Annotated in this window: 9 protein-coding genes and 4 pseudogenes; 2 read left to right on the plus strand and 11 right to left on the minus strand. The window is 68.7% G+C overall.

What is annotated here, in order from left to right:
- The first annotated feature begins 116 nt into the window (after positions 1–116).
- The gene (kdpE, locus tag x551_RS09960) at positions 117–821 is read left to right on the plus strand and encodes a two-component system response regulator KdpE (protein WP_036233245.1); all 705 of its coding nucleotides are present in this window, start codon (positions 117–119) and stop codon (positions 819–821) included.
- Positions 822–831: 10 nt separating this feature from the next.
- Here the strand turns inward: kdpE and x551_RS09965 are convergent, their stop codons facing one another.
- The 8 genes and pseudogenes from x551_RS09965 to x551_RS23425 form a co-directional block, all read right to left on the minus strand.
- Complete coding sequence (locus x551_RS09965) at positions 832–1,551, minus strand: phosphatase PAP2 family protein (protein WP_051495774.1); 720 nt, start codon at positions 1,549–1,551, stop codon at positions 832–834.
- Complete coding sequence (locus x551_RS09970) at positions 1,538–3,259, minus strand: phosphoethanolamine--lipid A transferase (protein ID WP_036233244.1); 1,722 nt, start codon at positions 3,257–3,259, stop codon at positions 1,538–1,540. Before x551_RS09970 ends, x551_RS09965 begins: the two co-directional genes overlap by 14 nt.
- Before the next feature lie 85 nt (positions 3,260–3,344).
- Positions 3,345–4,486 (minus strand): annotated as a pseudogene (dnaJ, locus tag x551_RS09975) (molecular chaperone DnaJ).
- 79 nt (positions 4,487–4,565) lie between these two features.
- On the minus strand, positions 4,566–6,527 hold the full coding sequence (gene dnaK, locus x551_RS09980) for a molecular chaperone DnaK (RefSeq protein ID WP_011830086.1): 1,962 nt from the start codon (positions 6,525–6,527) through the stop codon (positions 4,566–4,568).
- A gap of 76 nt (positions 6,528–6,603) precedes the next feature.
- Positions 6,604–7,152, minus strand: a complete 549-nt coding sequence (gene grpE / locus x551_RS09985) for a nucleotide exchange factor GrpE (protein ID WP_011830085.1) — start codon at positions 7,150–7,152, stop codon at positions 6,604–6,606.
- A gap of 137 nt (positions 7,153–7,289) precedes the next feature.
- Positions 7,290–7,702, minus strand: a pseudogene (locus tag x551_RS24280) (RNA-binding S4 domain-containing protein).
- Positions 7,699–8,789 (minus strand): annotated as a pseudogene (gene hemH, locus x551_RS09995) (ferrochelatase). The pseudogenes x551_RS24280 and hemH overlap by 4 nt, the downstream one beginning before the upstream one ends.
- Positions 8,786–12,739 carry a PAS domain S-box protein gene (locus x551_RS23425; RefSeq protein ID WP_051495773.1) on the minus strand — a complete coding sequence of 1,318 codons (3,954 nt, stop codon included), beginning with the start codon at positions 12,737–12,739 and terminating at the stop codon, positions 8,786–8,788. The pseudogene hemH and the gene x551_RS23425 overlap by 4 nt, the downstream one beginning before the upstream one ends.
- A gap of 399 nt (positions 12,740–13,138) precedes the next feature.
- Here x551_RS23425 and x551_RS27180 point away from each other — a divergent pair, with 399 nt between their 5' ends.
- The gene (locus x551_RS27180) at positions 13,139–13,573 is read left to right on the plus strand and encodes an HAD family hydrolase (protein WP_231497687.1); all 435 of its coding nucleotides are present in this window, start codon (positions 13,139–13,141) and stop codon (positions 13,571–13,573) included.
- Between the two features lie 5 nt (positions 13,574–13,578).
- Here x551_RS27180 and x551_RS10010 read toward each other — a convergent pair whose 3' ends face one another.
- The 3 genes and pseudogenes from x551_RS10010 to x551_RS10020 form a co-directional block, all read right to left on the minus strand.
- Positions 13,579–14,520 carry an adenylate/guanylate cyclase domain-containing protein gene (locus tag x551_RS10010; RefSeq protein ID WP_011830080.1) on the minus strand — a complete coding sequence of 314 codons (942 nt, stop codon included), beginning with the start codon at positions 14,518–14,520 and terminating at the stop codon, positions 13,579–13,581.
- A gap of 122 nt (positions 14,521–14,642) precedes the next feature.
- Positions 14,643–16,886 (minus strand): RNA polymerase sigma factor RpoD, encoded by a 2,244-nt coding sequence (gene rpoD / locus x551_RS10015; protein WP_036233241.1) that lies wholly within the window; start codon positions 16,884–16,886, stop codon positions 14,643–14,645.
- A 314-nt stretch (positions 16,887–17,200) separates the two neighbouring features.
- Positions 17,201–17,689, minus strand: a pseudogene (locus x551_RS10020) (DNA primase); the annotation flags it as partial.

Here is a 17,689-nt window from a genome sequence, read left to right on the forward strand (position 1 = left end):
GGCCCGCCCGAGCGGCCGGGCGCGAGCTTCGGCTTCAGCCTGCCGCTCGGCACGCCACCGGCGCTGCCGCAGCCCGAGGCCGTGACGGTGGATGCCGCACTCGACGGTGCCGTGCCATGAGCGATCCCGCGCCCATCGCGATCATCGTCGAGGACGAGCCGCAGATCCGCCGCTTCGTGCGCATCGCGCTGGAGGGCGAGGGTTGGCTGGTGTTCGATGCGGCGACCCTCAGGCAGGGACTGGTCGAGGCCGGCACGCGGCGGCCGGACCTGATCGTGCTCGACCTCGGCATGCCCGACGGTGACGGGGTCGGCTATCTGCATGACCTGCGGGCCTGGTCGCAGGTGCCGGTGATCGTGCTGTCGGCACGCGCCGACGAGGCCGACAAGATCGCCGCGCTCGATGCCGGCGCCGACGACTACCTGACCAAGCCCTTCGGCGTCGGCGAACTGCTGGCGCGCGTGCGGGTGGCGCGGCGGCGCGCGCAAGGCGTCTCGGACACCGGGGCCGTGCACGTTCGCTTCGGCGCAGTCGATGTCGACCTTGCGTCACGCGTCGTGGCACGCGACGGCGAACCGGTGCACCTGACGCCGATCGAGTACCGGTTGCTCACGCTGCTGATCGCCAACACCGGCAAGGTGCTGACGCACCGGCAGCTGCTGCGCGAGGTCTGGGGCCCGAACGCGGTGGAGCACAGCCACTACCTGCGCATCTACATGAGCCAGTTGCGGCGCAAGCTGGAGGTCGACCCGGCGCGGCCGGAGTACCTGCTCACGGAGACCGGCGTCGGCTATCGCTTCGTGACCCGGGCGATGGGCTGAAGGCGCCGGCTCAGTCCGCTGGCCGGTGGTGCGGCAGCGGCAGTGCCCGCGGTGCCGGCCGCTGCAGCGCCTGCCACGACAACGCGGTCAGACTGGCGCACAGCCACGCGGTGTAGAGCGTGTGGCTCAGGTAGTGCGCGCCGCGCGCCATCTGCGCGAGGCCGAACACGGCGCCGACCGTGCACAGCGCGATCAGCACGGCACGCGCCGCCGCGGGGCGCCGTGTGCGCAGCAGGACGGCCAGTGCCAGGAAGGAGAACGCGCCGGAGGCATGGCCCGAGGGGAAGCAGCGGCCCGGGCCGCCGTCGCCGATGCCGAAGCGCCAGTGCGAGACGTAGCGCGCCACGCCGCCGAACTCCTGCAGCTCCCAGGGACAACTGGTCAGGCTGTGGCGCTTGAGCAGCGGGATCAGCACCAGGCAGGCGATCGTGATGCCCAGGGCCCACACGCGCTCGCGTGGCATAGCGCCGCGCCAGGGGCCGAAGGGGCGCAGCGTGATCGCGACCGTGAGCACGAACAGCGCCACGCTGAGCCAGCGACCGCCCTGGTGCAGCAGCCCTGCGGTCAGCCAGTGGTTGCGCCAGGCGAATCCGTCGGCATCGCCGACCTGCCGCAGCAACACCATGTCGAGGCCGCTGCTGTCCCAGAGCATCAACAGCGCCAGCCCGGCCAGCGCGAGCAACAGGTCACGTTGCGCGCCCGACAGGCGCGCGACATCAGGACGCGGCACGGCAGGGGGCCAGCGCGTCGAGCGCGGGCTGATACTCGCCAGCCCGCACGCGCGCCAGACCCAGCACGGTGTGGAACAGGTTGTCGTGGCTCAAGGAGGTGTCGAGCCGGCCGCGCAGGCAGCCCAGGTCGAGCCGGTCGGCCTGCAGCCGCTGCGGTGGCAGCCAGGCGATCATCGGCACGTGCTTCTGCTCGCGCGGCGCGATTGCGTAGGGCAGGCCGTGCAGGTAGAGATTGTTCTCGCCCAGCGACTCGCCGTGGTCCGACAGGTAGAGCATCGCCGGGTCGTAGCTGGCGGTCTGCTGCCGGAGCCAGCGCACCGATTGCGCCAGCACGTGATCGGTGTAGGCGATCGAGTTGTCGTAGGCATTGACGAGCCTCTGGTGGTCGCACTGCTGCAGCACGGTGCTCGTGCACTCGGGTGTGAAGCGCTTGCGATCGGCCGGCGAGCGTTGCGAGTACGCCGGACCATGGCTGCCCATCTGATGGATCACCAGCACCACGCCGTGCGCGCGCTGGGTCGCCGGCAGCGCGGCAAGGCGGGCATCGAGTCCGTGCAGCATCGCCTCGTCCAGGCATTCTCCGTTCGGGCACAGGCGGTCGTCGGGCGGTGTCGCGCCCGGTGCCGGCTGCTCGGGGCGGGTGTGCGGTACGCGATCACACACCTCCTTGCAGCCCGCCTGGTTCTCGATCCACAGCACCGCGAGACCGGCGTGCTGCAGAAGGTCGAGCAGGTTCTCGTAGTTGTGCGAGCGCGCCTCGTGGGCCGTGCGGCCGAGGTGCGACACCATGCAGGGCAGGGACGCCGCCGTGTTGGTGCCGCAGGACGTGACGTTGCGGAAGCTCAGCACGTCGAGTGCGCGCAGTTCCGGGTCGGTGTCGCGCGGATAGCCGTTCAGTGCGAAGTGGTCGGCGCGGGCGGTCTCACCGACCACCAGCAGCAGCAGCGGCGTGCGCTGGCCGGCCAGCGGTGGCAGCGGGCGGGCATCGAGGCCGATCGGCATCGGCGGCCCGGCCGGCCTGGCCTGCTTCGCGTAGGCGACGCGGCCGACCGAATAGAAGCCGTTGAGCGGATTGACCAGGTAGCGGAGCTCCTTGTGATTGCGCATCGTCCCCGACAGGTCCTGGAAACACAGCAGCGTCATCGCCGCCAGCACCACCAGCGCGCCTGCCAGGCTCGCCAGATTGCGGATCGCCCGCACCGCCCCGCGCTGGTAGTCGACGGGCCGACGCCACAGCCACCACAGTGGCAGCGCGGCCAGCAGCAACAGGGACTCCAGCAACCGCAGACTGAGCAGGTCGCGCGTCTCGCGCACGTCGGTGCCCAGCACATTGAGGATCATCGTGGGGTCGATGACGACGCCGTAGCTGCCCATGAAATGTGCGCTCACCGCCGCCGTCAGCAGCACCACGGTGAGGGCTGGCTTGAAGGTCGGTCGCCACGCCAGCAGGCTCAGCAACGCGGCCGTCGCTGCGGCGATCATCAGCCCGAATCCGATGCCGAACAGCAGACCGCGCGTGCCGGTGACATCGGGCAGGCCCGCGAAGGCTTTCCAGAGGGGCCAGTTGGCCGGGCCGGCGATCCACAACGCGATCCACCAGGCCAGCGCCAGCGGGCTATGGGGCGGTGCCGCGTGGGTCTCGGTGTCGGGGGCGTTGCGCCGGCGGAGCAGGAAAGGGGCGCGGGTCAGCGAATGGGGCAACAGCATCCGGCTGACTGTGCCGGCGCCGCATTAGCGGGGCCTTAAGGCCGTGGCACCGCGCGGCGGCCGGGGAAGGCCCGGCCGCTCTCGGTCACTTGAACAGGTCCTTGACCCGGTCGGTCCAGCTCTTGGCATTCGGCGAGTGGCGCTCGCCGCCCTTCTTCAGGCTCTCGTCAAGTTCCCTCAGCAGCTTGCGTTGGTGTTCCGTCAGCTTGATCGGGGTCTCGACCGCCACGTGGCAGTACAGGTCGCCCGGGTAGCTGGACCGCACGCCCTTGATGCCCTTGCCGCGCAGCCGGAAGGTCTTGCCATGCTGTGTGCCTTCGGGCAACTCGATCTCGGCCTTGCCGCCCAGCGTCGGCACCTCGATCGCGCCACCCAGCGTCGCCGTCGCGATGCCGATCGGGATCGTGCAGTGCAGGTCGTCGCCGTCGCGCTCGAAGATGTCGTGCGCCTTGATGCGGATCTCGATGTACAGGTCGCCCGCCGGGCCGCCGTTGGTGCCGGGCTCGCCATTGCCGGCCGAGCGGATGCGCATGCCCTCGTTGATGCCGGCCGGGATCTTGACCTCCAGCGTCTTGTTGCTCTTGATGCGGCCGGCGCCGTTGCAGGCCGTGCAGGGCTCGGGAATGATCTTGCCGGTGCCGTGGCAGCTGGGGCAGGTCTGCTGGATGCTGAAGAAGCCCTGGCGCAGATGCACCTGGCCGGAGCCGCTGCAGGTGGGGCAGGTCTTCGCGCTGGTGCCGGGCTTGGCGCCGGTGCCGTCGCAGGTGCTGCAACTGTCCCAGCTCGGGATGCGGATCTGCGTGTCCTTGCCGCGCGCCGCTTCCTCGAGCGTGATCTCCATCGCGTAGCTGAGGTCGTTGCCGCGGTAGACCTGCTGGCCGCCCGGACCGCGACGCTGGCCGTTCTGGCCGAAGATGTCGCCGAAGATGTCACCGAAGGCCTCGGCGAAACCGCCGTAGGCTTCGGGACCGCCTGCGCCTCGGCCGCCCATGTTCGGGTCAACGCCGGCGTGGCCGTACTGGTCGTAGGCGGCCCGCTTCTGCGCGTCGGACAGCATCTCGTAGGCCTCCTTGGCCTCCTTGAAGCTCTCCTCGGCCTTCTTCGCCCCGTCGCCCTGGTTGCGATCGGGGTGGTGCTTCATGGCCAGCTTGCGGTAGGCTTCTTGATGTCTTCTTCGCTGGCGTTCTTGGCGACGCCGAGGGTCTCGTAGTAGTCACGCTTCGCCATGAGGGCTGCCTTCTTAATGTGCAAAGCCCCCGTGCGCCGCCGACGGCTCACGGGGGAGGCTCACCGGGGTGGGCTCGTCTTACTTCTGGTCCTTGACTTCCTTGAACTCGGCATCGACGACGTTGTCGTCGGCCGGCTTCGATGCGGTCGCCTCGGCCGCCGGTGCTTCGCCGCCGCCCGCTGCCGCACCGGCCGCGGCCTGAGCCGCCTGCATGTCGGCATAGACCTTCTCGCCGAGCTTCTGGCTCGCGGACATCAGCGCCTCGGTCTTGGCCTCGATCTCGGCCTTGTCCTCGCCCTTGAGCGCGGTCTCGGCGTCCTTCAGCGCGGACTCGATCTTCTCCTTCTCGCCGGCGTCGAGCTTGTCGCCATGCTCGGCAAGGCTCTTCTTCACGCTGTGCACCATGGCGTCGGCCTGGTTGCGCGCCTGCACGAGCTCGAGCTTCTTCTTGTCCTCGGCCGCATTGAGCTCGGCGTCCTTCACCATCTTCTGGATCTCTTCCTCGCTGAGGCCGGAGTTCGCCTTGATGGTGATCTTGTTTTCCTTGCCGGTGCCCTTGTCCTTGGCGCCGACGTGCAGGATGCCGTTGGCGTCGATGTCGAAGCTCACCTCGATCTGCGGCATGCCGCGCGGCGCCGGCGCGATGCCCTCGAGGTTGAACTCGCCCAGCATCTTGTTGCCCGAGGCCAGCTCGCGCTCGCCCTGGAACACCTTGATCGTCACCGCCGGCTGGTTGTCGTCAGCGGTGCTGAAGGTCTGCGCGAACTTGGTCGGGATGGTGGTGTTCTTCGTGATCATCTTCGTCATCACGCCGCCGAGCGTCTCGATGCCGAGCGACAGCGGGGTCACGTCGAGCAGCAGCACGTCCTTGCGGTCACCGGCCAGCACCTGGCCCTGGATGGCGGCACCGACCGCCACCGCCTCGTCCGGGTTCACGTCCTTGCGCGGCTCCTGGCCGAAGAACTCCTTGACCTTCTCCTGCACCTTGGGCATGCGGGTCATGCCGCCGACCAGGATCACGTCGTTGATCTGGCTGGTGGAGACCCCGGCGTCCTTGATGGCGGTGCGGCAGGGCGCGATCGTGCGTTCGATCAGTTCCTCGACCAGCGCCTCGAGCTTGGCGCGCGTGAGCTTGATGTTCAGGTGCTTCGGGCCGCTGGCATCGGCCGTCACGTAGGGCAGGTTGATGTCGGTCTGCGTGCTGTTGGAGAGCTCGATCTTGGCTTTCTCGGCAGCTTCCTTCAGCCGCTGCAGCGCGAGCACGTCCTTGCTCAGGTCGACGCCTTGCTCCTTCTTGAACTCGGCGATGATGTAGTCGATGACGCGCTGGTCGAAGTCCTCGCCGCCGAGGAAGGTGTCGCCGTTGGTCGACAGCACCTCGAACTGCATCTCGCCGTCGACATCGGCGATCTCGATGATCGAAATGTCGAAGGTGCCGCCGCCGAGGTCGTACACGGCGATCTTGCGGTCGCCGCCCTTGCCGTCGTTGTGCTTGTCCAGGCCGAAGGCCAGCGCGGCCGCGGTCGGCTCGTTGATGATGCGCTTGACGTCCAGACCGGCGATGCGGCCGGCGTCCTTGGTGGCCTGGCGCTGTGCGTCGTTGAAGTAGGCCGGCACCGTGATCACGGCCTCGGTCACCGTCTCGCCGAGGTAGTCCTCGGCGGTCTTCTTCATCTTGCGCAGCACCTCGGCGCTCACCTGCGGCGGCGCGAGCTTGTTGCCCCGCACCTCGACCCAGGCGTCGCCGTTTTCGGCCGCGGCGATGGTGTAGGGCATCAGGTCGATGTCCTTCTGCACTTCCTTCTCGGTGAACTTGCGGCCGATCAGGCGCTTCACCGCGTACAGCGTGTTGCGCGGGTTGGTGACGGCCTGCCGCTTGGCCGACGCGCCGACGAGCACCTCGCCGTCCTCCTGGTAGGCGATGATCGACGGCGTGGTGCGCGCACCTTCGCTGTTCTCGATCACCTTGGTGGTATTGCCTTCCATGATGGCGACGCACGAGTTGGTGGTCCCCAGGTCGATGCCGATGATCTTGGCCATGGTCAAAACTCCTTCAAGCTGAAATCTGTTGCTGGGAAGCTGTGGATAACTTCCGCTGATTCAAGAGGGTGCGGTGTTATTTCGGCGCCGCGACGGTGACGAGCGCCGGGCGCAGCACGCGGTCGGCGATCAGGTAACCCTTCTGCAGCACGGCCACCACGGTGTTGGCCTCCTGCTCGACCGGCACCATCGTGATCGCCTGGTGTTGATGGGGGTCGAACTTGGTGCCAGCGGGCGGCGAGATCTCGATCACCTTGTTGCGCTCCAGCGCGGTGGCCAGTTGGCGCAGCGTTGCATGCGTGCCCTCGCGCAACTGCTCGACGGTGGCCCCCTCGATCGCGAGGGCGGCCTCCAGGCTGTCCTTCACGGGCAGCAGGCTGTCGGCGAAGCCTTCGACCGCAAACTTTCGGGCCTTGCTCATTTCCTCTTCGGCACGGCGCCGGGTGTTCTCCGCCTCGGCCTTGGCGCGCAGGTAGGCATCGGCCATCTCGGAATGCTTGGCTTCCAGTTCGGCCAGGCGCTGCTCGGGCGTCGATGCGGCGGCGGCGTTGTTCAAGTCCGGCGTGTCTGCGGCAAAGGAGGGCTCGGGCGCGCCAGGTGCTTGATTTTCTTCAGGTTTTTCCATTTTCAGGGTGAGCTTCTGCGGGAACGGACAACAGCTTGGGCCGGAGTCCGTATTTTCAAGAGGGGCATTTTGATCTGTGGCAGGCACCAGCGGCGCCCGGTGCGGCGACGATGTCTGGGCTGCAGCCCCCGGCCGCGCTATCTGTCCAGCGCGGCGCTCCAGCGGTCCCAGTCGGCGAGCTGGCGCCGGTCGCGCTTGGTGGGGCGGCCCTGGTCGATGCTGAGGGCGGGCTCGGGCGCGGTGCGCAGCTGCTCGGCACGGGCTTCGCGTTGCGCGAGGCTGGCTGCGGTCTCCTCGTACAGGGCCTGGGCCTGGGGGCCGGGCCGCGCACGCTGGACACGCCGCGCACGATCACCGTACGCGACAGGCCACCGTTCTGGCGCAGGTGCAGTTCGTCGCCGACCCGGACTTCGCGCGAGGCCTTGGCCGGTACGCCGTTGACCTCGATCCGGTGCTTGCCGATCTCCTCGGCGGCGAGACTGCGCGTCTTGTAGAAGCGCGCGGCCCACAGCCATTTGTCGAGGCGAACCCCCGGCCCGGTTGTGCTCATGCCTGGGCCCCCAGTTGGCGGGCCCGAAGAGCCTGGGCCTGCAGGGCCGCCGGATCCGGCGCCGTTTGGGTCGGCCAGCCTTGCAGGTGGCGGATCGCGATGTCGCTGAGCGCGGCGATCCACTCGTGCCGATCGTTCAGGCAGGGGATGTAGTGGAACGTCTCGCCACCGGCATGCAGGTAGGCCTCACGGGCTTCCTGCGCAATCTCTTCCAGCGTTTCGAGGCAGTCCGAGGTGAAGCCGGGGCAGGCCACGTCGACGCGCCGGATGCCCTGCTGCGCCAGCTGCACCAAAGTCGGCTCGGTGTAGGGCTCCAGCCACTTGGCCTTGCCGAAGCGGCTCTGGAAGGTCACCAGCACCTGCTCGGGCTTCAGTGCCAGCCGCTCGGTCAGCAACCGCGCTGTCTTCTGGCACTCGCAGTGATACGGATCACCGAGGCGCAGCGTTCGTTCGGGCACGCCGTGGAAGCTGAGCACCAGCCGCTCGGCGCGGCCGTTGCGCATCCAGTGGTCTTCGATGCAGCGACCGAGCGCAAGGATGTAGCCCGGGTCGTCGTGGTAGTGGTTGACGAAGCGCAGCTCCGGCACGCGCCGGGTGCGAGCGGCCAGGCGTAGACGGCGTCGAACACGCTGGCGGTGGTGGCGGCGGCGTACTGCGGGTACAGCGGCAGCACGAGGATGCGTGTCGCGCCATCGGCCTTCAGCGCGTCGAGCTGGGTCGCGACCGAGGGCTGGCCATAGCGCATCGCCGCGCGCACCAGCACCGGGTGGCCGCGCTCGCCCAGATAGCCGGTGAGCAGCTTGGCCTGCTTTTCGGTCCAGACCTTCAGCGGCGAGCCCTCGGCCGTCCAGATGCTGGCGTACTTGGCGGCCGACTTGGCGGGTCGCACCCGCAGCACGATGCCGTGCAGGATGGGCAGCCACACCGCGCGCGGGATCTCGACGACCCGCGGGTCGCTCAGGAATTCGGCGAGGTAGCGGCGCAGTGCGGGGGCGCTCGGTTCGTCCGGCGTGCCCAGGTTGACGAGCAGGATCGCGCAGCGTTCGGCGCCGCCGTGACGGTGCCCGGGTTCGGGGGCGTGCTTCATGAGCGGGCGGCGATGCGCAGGGCGTCGAGGTCGTTCATCACGCGGTCGATGTCGATCGGTTTGGTCCAGTAGCCGGCGAATCCGGCGTCGGTCGCGCGTTGCAGATCCTGCGGCATCGTGTCGGCGGAGCACATGAAGGCCGGTGTGCGTTCGAAGTCCGGCCTGCGGCGCAACTCGGCCAGCACGTCATAGCCCGTGGTGCTGGGCAGGTGGGCATCGAGGACCAGCACGTCGGGTTGCCATTCGTCCGCCATTGTCAGCGCTTCCGGGCCATCCTCGGCGATTCGCAGATCGATCCCGCCGCGCAGCTTGATCGCTTCTTCGAACAGGATGGCGTTGATGCGGTTGTCCTCGACGTAGAGCATGCGCAGCGGCAGGGCGGTCGAGGGGGGCGCTGCAAGCGGTGGAGCGAGGTCCGCCGCCGCGGCATCACCCGCCGGGTCGACGGGCGCCTGCAGCGGCAGCTCCAGCCGCGCCTGCGTGCCGTGCCCCGGGCGGCTGCTCAGCGACAGGCGCCCGTTCATCTCCTCGGCGAGCCGACGCGAGATGACCAGACCGAGTCCGGTGCCCTCGATGGCCGATGTCTCGCGGCCCAGGCGCTCGAACGGTTGGAACAACCGCGCAAGGTCGTCCGCCTCCAGGCCGAAGCCTTGGTCCTCGATCAGCAGCGTGCAGTACGGGATCGTGCCGTCGAGCACGGCTGAACAGTGCAGTTCGCCGCCCTCCCGGTTGTACTTGACGCCGTTGGACAGCAGGTTCAGCAGCACCTGCCGCAGGCGCTTCGGATCGGCCTGCACCGACAGGTCCGGTTCGATGCGGTTGCACACCGTCACCCGGCGCTGCGCCGCCTGCGGGCGGATCAACTCGAGTGCCGCGTCGACCGCCGCTCGCAGAGGCAGCGATTCGAGCCGGATCGACAACCGGCCCTCCTCGACCTGCTGCAGGTCGAGCACATCGTTCACCAGCGCCAGCAGGTGCTCGCCGGCCTGCAGGATGTGGTCGCCGAACTGGGCGACGCGCGCGCCGCCGGGCGCGTCGTCCTTGCGCAGCAGCTGCGCGAAGCCGATCACCGCATTCAGCGGGGTACGCATCTCGTGGCTCATGCGCGAGAGGAATGCGCTCTTGGCCTGGCTCGCCAGCTCGGCTGCGGCCTTGTCGCGCAACGCCTGTTCGGCCATCTTCTGGCGCGTGACGTCGGTGTGCGTGCCGACGATGCGCCGCGGGCTGCCGTCGGCCCGGCGCTCGACGATCTTGCCGCGCTCGTAGACCCAGATCCACTGGCCGTCCTTGTGGCGCAGTCGGTGTTCGGTGCGGTATTCGGTGATCTCGCCGGCGCGGTAGCGCCGGATGGCGTCGATCACGCCCGGGCGATCCTCGGGGTGGATGCGGCGCGACCACTCGCGGGTCGAGGTGCCGATCTCGTCATCGCGGTAGCCGAGCATGGCCTTCCAGCGCGGCGAGTAGAAGACCAGTTGCGTATCTTCGTCGTAGTCCCAGATGCCGTCGCCGGCGCCTTCGAGCGCGAACTTCCAACGCGCCTCGGCCTGGGCCAACTCGGCCTCCGCGCCACGCTGGGCGGTGATGTCGCGGAAAGTCACCACGCAGGAAAGCCGGCTGTCGTCGGGATGGGCGCGCAGCGGCTGCACGTTCAGGCGCAGCAGGCGCTCGCTGCCGTCCGGCCGTCGCAGCCGATGCACCCGGTCGAGCGCACTCCGGCCACTCAAGAGCACCTCGCGAACCGGATGCCGGTCGTGCTCGACCAGGCGCCCGTCTTCCTCCAGCAGCTTGTAACCCAGGCGCCCGAGGCGCTGTCCAGCCAGCGTCGTTGCGCGGGCCCCCAGCAGCGTACAGGCGGACGGGTTCGCGGTGACGATCCGGCGATCCGGCCCGATGACCAGCAGGCCGTCGGTGATCGACGCCGCCACCGAGCGGTAGAGCGTCTCGCTGAGCGCGAGCTGCTGCTCGGCGCGGCTGCGCTCCGTCACGTCGTGCTGCACGCCGACGTAATGGGTCACGCGGCCCAGCGCGTCATGTACCGGTGCCACGTGCAGCTCGTTGATGAAGGAGGTGCCGTCGGCGCGCTGGTTGCGCAGCGTAACGGTACACGCGCGTTCGGCGGCAAGCGCCTCGCGCAGCCGGGTCAGTCCGGGCTGGTCGCGATCGCCGGCCTGCAGAAAGCGACAGTTGCGACCGATCACCTGGTCGAGCGGCAGGCCGCTCAGGCGCTCGAAGGCGGTGTTGGCGTAGATCAGCGGCAGATCAGGCTGGGTGGCGTCGGCGACCACCATCGGCAGGGCAGCCTCGGCCTCCAGCGCGCGCTGCATCAATTGGACATTGCGTTCCAGGTGGCGCAATTCGGTCAGATCGCGCGTCAGGTACAGCACGCGGTCGTCGCCCATCGGCGAGATGCGGGCTTCGAAGTTGCGAACCCGGCCGTCCAGCGTCGGCAGTTCGTACTCGATTCGCTGCACTTCGCCGCTGCGTAGCGCCTCGGCAATCGAGCGCATGGCCAGGCTCGCCAGCGGTTCGGGCACGGCCTCGGCGAAGTGCTTGCCGCGCAACTCCCCGAAAGGCCGAAGCAGGCTCGGGTGCCGTTCGTCGCTGCACTCGACGTGGCGGCCTTCGGCATCGATCACGAACCACAGATCGGGCAGTGAACGCAGCACGGCTCCGAGCCGGGCCTGCTGCTCGGCGAGTTCGAGCTCGGTGCGGCGCCGCCGCGTGATGTCGATCGACAGGTGAATGACGCTGCCATCGGCCAGCAACTGGTCGGTCACCAGCACGTGCTGCTGGCCGAAGCGCAGCTCGTGCTGACGACCCTCGGCGGTCGTGAGCCCGAGCCGCCATGCGGCGAACTCGGCCTCACGGCCGCTGGCGTCGGGATAAGCGCCGGCCCGCAGCAGCGCGTGGACGAGATCCGGCCAGTGGGACGGCCACTCGGGCAGGAAGCGCTGCATGCCGGTGCGCCAGGCGGTGTTGCTCAGCACGATGCGGCCGCTGGGGTCGCTGACCATCACGCCGGCGGCGACGCCTTCGATGGCCGCCTGCAGCAGCGCCTGGGTGCGCTGTTCCTGGGTGCGCCGGTTCAGTTCCTCGGTGATGTTGCGCGCGGCGCCGCGATAGCCCTTGAACTGTCCCGTGGCATCGAAGACCGGGTCGCCGCTGGTGGCGATCGTGATCGTGCCGTGCGCCGCGTCGCGATCGGCGACGGCGTTGCGAAAGGGCCGCCGTTGCGCCCGTGCGGCCACCAGGGCCTCCCAGGAAGCGCGATGCTCATCGTCGCGCGCGCGGTGCATGCCCTGGCCGAACCGGCCCACCTCATGACTGGGAGGATGACCCGTGTGGGCTTCCACGCTGTCGGACACCCAGCTGATCGTGCCGTGCTCGTCGGTCTCCCAGAGCCAGTCGCTGCCGGCGCGGCTCGCACCGCGCACGCGGCTTTCCTGCAGGCGCGAGCGCTGTTCCTGAAGCCGCGCCTGAAGCAAGGCACTGGTCAGCGTCGCCAGATCGCGCAGCGTGGCCAGGGCATCGGGGGGCAGTCGCCCGGGTCGTGCGTCGATCGCACAGACGGTGCCGATCCGTTGGCCGTCGACCTGCACGGGCACCGCGGCATAGGCACGAAGGCGCGGGGCGCCGACGACGAGCGGGTTGTCGGCAAATCGTTCGTCCCGCTGCGCATCGACGACCTCCATCGCATCGTTCCCGAGGACGGTGTGTGCGCAGAAGGCGACCTTGCGCGGCGTCTCGCGAACCTCGAGGCCGACCGACGCGGGGAACCACTGGCGGTCGGCGGCGACCAGGCTGATCGCGCCGACGGTCCAGCCGCTGTGCTGCTGGGCGAGCCGCGCGATCGCCGCGAAAGCGGGGTCTACCTCGGTGTCGAGGAGGCGCAGTTCATGCAGGACGCGCAGGCGCTCGGCATCGTCGGCGGGCGCTGGGGCCGATTTCATTCAGCGGTCGGTCACCGGTTGGAGAGGCAACGTAATGTAGCGGAGCGTCACGCCCGGAGGCGGCGATGGTCGCGGCCGGCCCCATGGCGCCGTGCTTCGGTCACACTGCGTCCGGGGGCGATCTGCAATGAACCTGGACACGGGCAAGCTCCGCGCGCTGACGCTGGATCTGGACGACACGCTGTGGCCGATCTGGCCGACCATCGCGCGCGCCGAATCGGCCTTGCAGGCCTGGCTGCAGCGGCATGCGCCGCGCGTCACCGAGCGGTTCGACCTGGCCGCGATGCGGGCCGACCGCGAGGCGGTGGCGCGCGAGCGACCTGACTGGGCGCACGATCTCAGTGCCTGCGGCGCGAGAGCATCCGGCGCCTGCTGGTCGCGGCGGGGGAAACGGAATCCTTGCTCGACGCCGCGTTCTCGGTCTTTCTCGCCGAGCGACAGCGCGTCGATCTCTATGCCGATTCGCTGCCGGCGCTGCAGCGGCTGGCTGCGCGCTGGCCGCTGTTCGCACTGAGCAACGGCAACGCCGATCTGGCGCGGATCGGGCTGCAACCCTGGTTCCGAGGCAGCCTCGCGGCGAGAGAATTCGGGGTCGGCAAGCCCGATCCTCGCATCTTCGCCGCGGCCTGCGAGCGTCTGGGTTGCGCACCGAATGAAGTGCTGCACGTCGGTGACGATCTGCGGCTCGACGTGCACGGTGCGCTCGACGCTGGCATGCAGGCCGCCTGGGTGCGCCGCGACGGTGAGGGAGGAGAAGGCGACATCATCAGGCCCGGGGTGCGCTGCTGGCAGGGGCCTGATCTGCTCGCACTGGCCGACCGATTGGGTGTCTGAGGAGCTCAGTCGGTCGAGCGCGGCTCGGTGTCCTGGAAGCTCAGCACGTCGAAGTTGACGGTCGGGGCCGTCGGGTCGGTCGGTGAGGCACCGAGGCAGATCACGCCGCGGCCGTGCAGTGTGCAGCTGCCGCGGCGCAACGCGATCACCTCGTCGCGACCGGCGAAGCGGACGTAGGTGCCGTTGTAGCTGAGGTCGCTCACCTGGAAGGTGCCGCCGTGCCATTCGACGCGGGCGTGCGAGCGCGAGACGCGCGTGTCGTCGATGCAGTAGGTTGCCTGCGGGCTTCGGCCCAGCACGGCGGGCAGATCGACGCCGGCGAACACCCGGGTGACGTCCAGCCAGGCCAGGCGGATACCGTCCGGCGCCGGCATCGGCACCGAGCCCTCGAACAGCGTGGCCACGGTCTCGCCGAAGCGCCGCGCATCGAGTCGGTAGACCTGCACCGGCTCCTGGCGGCCACGCAGCTGCAGCTTGCTGAGGGAGCGGAAGCGGCTGCGGTGCTCGGCGTCCAGTCCGTCGAGCACCTGCTGGGTGGTGAGCGTCTCGTTGTCCCCGGCACTGTCGAGCAGGCGAGCCGCCACGTTCACGGCGTCGCCGAAGCAGTCGCCATTGAGTTCCACGACCTCGCCGTGCGCCATGGCGACCTGCAGTTTCAGCGCCTGCCGGCGCGTGCCGCTCTGCGGTGCGCCGGCGACGATGCGGTCCAGCGACTCGTGCATCTCGTCGGCGGCCTCGATGCCACCTTGCGGCTGCTCGAACACCGCCATCAGGCCATCGCCCAGCGTCTTGACGACCTGGCCGCCGCAACTGCCGACGATCTGCGCCATCAGGGCGACGCTCTGCGTCACGACCGACGCCGCCTCGGCGTTGCCGAGCTTCTCGAACAGGCCGGTGCTGCCGCGCAGGTCGGCAAACAGAACGGTGCGTTGGAGCAGTGAAGTCATCAAGCCGGCGTGAGATATGTCACGCAAAGTTTATCCCGCGTGGCAGGACGCCTCCATCCCCAACAAGTCCAGCATGAAAAAAGCCCGGCGCAAGGCCGGGCTTCGGGCGGACAGGGCCGCGCTCAGAGATTGTCCAGGTACGTGCGCAGCTTGTCGGACCGGCTCGGGTGCTTGAGCTTGCGGATCGCCTTGGCCTCGATCTGGCGGATGCGCTCGCGCGTCACGTCGAACTGCTTGCCCACTTCCTCCAGCGTGTGGTCCGTGCTCATCTCGATGCCGAAGCGCATGCGCAGCACCTTGGCCTCGCGCGGGGTCAGCGAGTCGAGGATGTCCTTCACCACGTCGCGCAGGCCGGCCTGCATCGCCGCCTCGATCGGCGCCGTGTTGTTCGTGTCCTCGATGAAGTCGCCCAGGTGGCTGTCGTCGTCGTCGCCGATCGGCGTCTCCATGGAGATCGGCTCCTTGGCGATCTTCATGATCTTGCGGATCTTGTCCTCGGGCATCTCCATCTTCTCGGCCAGCGTCGGGGCGTCCGGCTCGAAGCCGAATTCCTGCAGGTGCTGGCGCGACAGGCGGTTCATCTTGTTGATCGTCTCGATCATGTGCACCGGGATGCGGATGGTGCGCGCCTGGTCGGCGATCGAGCGCGTGATGGCCTGGCGGATCCACCACGTGGCGTAGGTCGAGAACTTGTAGCCGCGGCGGTATTCAAACTTGTCCACCGCCTTCATCAGGCCGATGTTGCCCTCTTGAATGAGGTCGAGGAACTGCAGGCCGCGGTTGGTGTATTTCTTGGCGATCGAGATCACCAGGCGCAGGTTGGCCTCGATCATCTCCTTCTTTGCGTCGCGCGAGGCCTTCTCGCCCTGGTTCATCTTCTTGTTGATGAGCTTCAGGTCGTCGATCGGCACGACCGCGCGGCTCTGCAGGTCGATCAGCTTCTGCTGCAGGTCCTGGATCGGCGGCAGGTTGCGCGCCATCACCGCGCTGTACGACTTGTTGGCCGCGATCTCCTTCTCGGCCCACTTCAGGTTCAGCGAGTTCGGCGGGAAGGTCTTGATGAAGTGGTCCTGCGGCATGCCGCACTTGTCGACCACGATCTTGCGCAGCTCGCGCTCGTAGCGGCGGATGTCGTCGACCTGCGAGCGCAGGATCTGGCACAGCCGCTCGATGGTCTTGACCGTGAAGCGCAGGCTCATGATCTCGGAGCTCACGCCCATCTGCGCGCGGTTGTAGGCGGGCGACTTGTAGCCTTCCTTCTCGTAGGCCTTGCGCATGCGGTCGAAGTGCGTGCGCAGTTCGTCGAAGCGCACCAGCGCCTGCGTCTTCAGTTCCTCGAGCTTCTTGGTCAGCGCCTTCGAGCCGCCGTTGCCGTCGTCGTCGTCTTCCTCGTCGAACTCGTCGAAGTCCTCCTCGGCCACGTAGTCGTCGGCCTCCTCGTTCGACACGAAGCCGTCGACCGCCTCGGAGATCTGCATCTCGCCGGCGCGGATCTTGTCGGCCAGCACCAGGATCTCGGCGATCGTGGTGGGCGATTCGCTGATCGCCAGCATCATCGCCTGCAGCCCGCCCTCGATGCGTTTGGCGATCTCGATCTCGCCCTCGCGCGTCAGCAGTTCCACCGTGCCCATCTCGCGCATGTACATGCGCACCGGGTCGGTGGTGCGGCCGAACTCGGAATCGACGGTCGACAGCGCCGCCTCGGCCTCTTCCTCGGCCTCCTCGTCGGTCGACGTCGCGGTGGAGCCGCCGGCGATCAGCAGCGTGGCGGCATCCGGTGCCTGCTCGTAGACGGCGATGCCCATGTCGTTGAGCATCGACACGATGGCCTCGAGGATCTCGGCCTCGATCAGCTTTTCGGGCAGGTGGTCGTTGATTTCCTGGTGCGTCAGGAAACCGCGCGTCTTGCCCATCTTGATGAGCGTCTTGAGCTCCTGGCGGCGCTTGGCCACCTCGTCCTCGGTCAGCGCCGTCTCATCGAGCCCGAATTCGCGCATCAGCGCGCGCTCCTTGGCGCGCGAGACCTTCATGCGCAGCGGCTTGGCCTTGGGCTTGTCGCCACCGGTGTCCTCGGCGCTGGCTTCGCCTTCGAGGTCGGCCTCGATGTCGCCCAGGTCCTCGTCGAGCACTGGCAGCGCCTGCTTGGCGGCCGGCTTGCGGCCCGGCTTGCCCTTGGGGGCCTCGGGCGCGGCGGCTTTGGCCGTCTTGGCCGAGGTCTTGGCCGGAGGAGCGGCAGCTGCCTTGGCCTTCTTCGGGTCGGTCTCGGCCTTGCCGGTCGGCTTGGCTGCGGCCTTGGCGGCCGGCGCCGGCGCGGCGGCCTTCGATGGCTTGCTCGCAGGGGCGGGAGCGCTCTTCTTCGCGGTCATGCGATTCCTTGGAGGATGGGTGTCTCGGGTGCCTGAAGCCATGCGCCGTGCGCCGCCCTGGCACCGCATGGCCGTGAGAGGCACCGTGCAGACACAGGTCGGGCAGCCGTCGGGCCGTAGGGGGCCGTCGGGGCATCGGCGTTGGCGGGCAAGCTCGCGTGAGTGTCCTGAAGGTGCAGCCTGGCGGGGGAAGGTGGCCTGTTGGTAACCCTTGTCGAGGGTGGCCGGGGCCCGGAGGTGCTGCGCTCACTCTTGCCGCATACGACTAGCCAACGATTATCGGCGATTCCTGGTCGGGCGTCAAAGCCGCAGGGTCAGGAACTCGCTGTGGTCTGCCCGCGCGCGAGGCGGCGCTTGATCTCGTCGGCGTTCTGGCGGGTACGACGGATCGTGTCCAGCATGTCTGCGGTCAGCGGCTCGGCAGCGGTGAGGCTTTCCAGATCGCGCTCCAACGCATCGAGGCGCACGCGGTCGGCCACCACCCGCAGCTCGGCCTCGGCGTGCTCGCCGACCTCCACCTCGTGCAGCGCCCCGATGCGCTGTGCCAGTTCGGCCAGTCCCGGGCCTTCGCCGCCGGCCTGCATCTCGGCGAGCAGGGTCTGCGGCGATAGCGGGCCCTCTTCGTGGAAGCGGCGGTCGAGCCAACGGAAGAAGCTGCCGTGGGGGTCGAGCACCTCGCACAACAGCTCGTGAGTGGCCACGTCGAGCCGGTCCCACAGGTCGCAGCGCTGCACCAGCAGCCAGGCCCCGCGGTCGAGTGAGCTGGTCGCGGCGCGCAGCGCCCGCCGGTTGGGGCGCGGCGG

It is taken from the genome of Methylibium sp. T29 (assembly GCF_000576205.1).
In the GTDB taxonomy this organism is placed as follows: domain Bacteria; phylum Pseudomonadota; class Gammaproteobacteria; order Burkholderiales; family Burkholderiaceae_C; genus Methylibium; species Methylibium petroleiphilum.

Coding starts and splice junctions, on each gene's coding strand:
- kdpE (WP_036233245.1), top strand. CDS start 117: ATGAGCGATCCCGCGCCCATCGCGATCATCGTCGAGGACGAGCCGCAG.
- x551_RS23425 (WP_051495773.1), bottom strand. CDS start 12,739: ATGAAATCGGCCCCAGCGCCCGCCGACGATGCCGAGCGCCTGCGCGTC.
- grpE (WP_011830085.1), bottom strand. CDS start 7,152: ATGGAAAAACCTGAAGAAAATCAAGCACCTGGCGCGCCCGAGCCCTCC.
- x551_RS10010 (WP_011830080.1), bottom strand. CDS start 14,520: ATGACTTCACTGCTCCAACGCACCGTTCTGTTTGCCGACCTGCGCGGC.
- dnaK (WP_011830086.1), bottom strand. CDS start 6,527: ATGGCCAAGATCATCGGCATCGACCTGGGGACCACCAACTCGTGCGTC.
- x551_RS09970 (WP_036233244.1), bottom strand. CDS start 3,259: ATGCTGTTGCCCCATTCGCTGACCCGCGCCCCTTTCCTGCTCCGCCGG.
- rpoD (WP_036233241.1), bottom strand. CDS start 16,886: ATGACCGCGAAGAAGAGCGCTCCCGCCCCTGCGAGCAAGCCATCGAAG.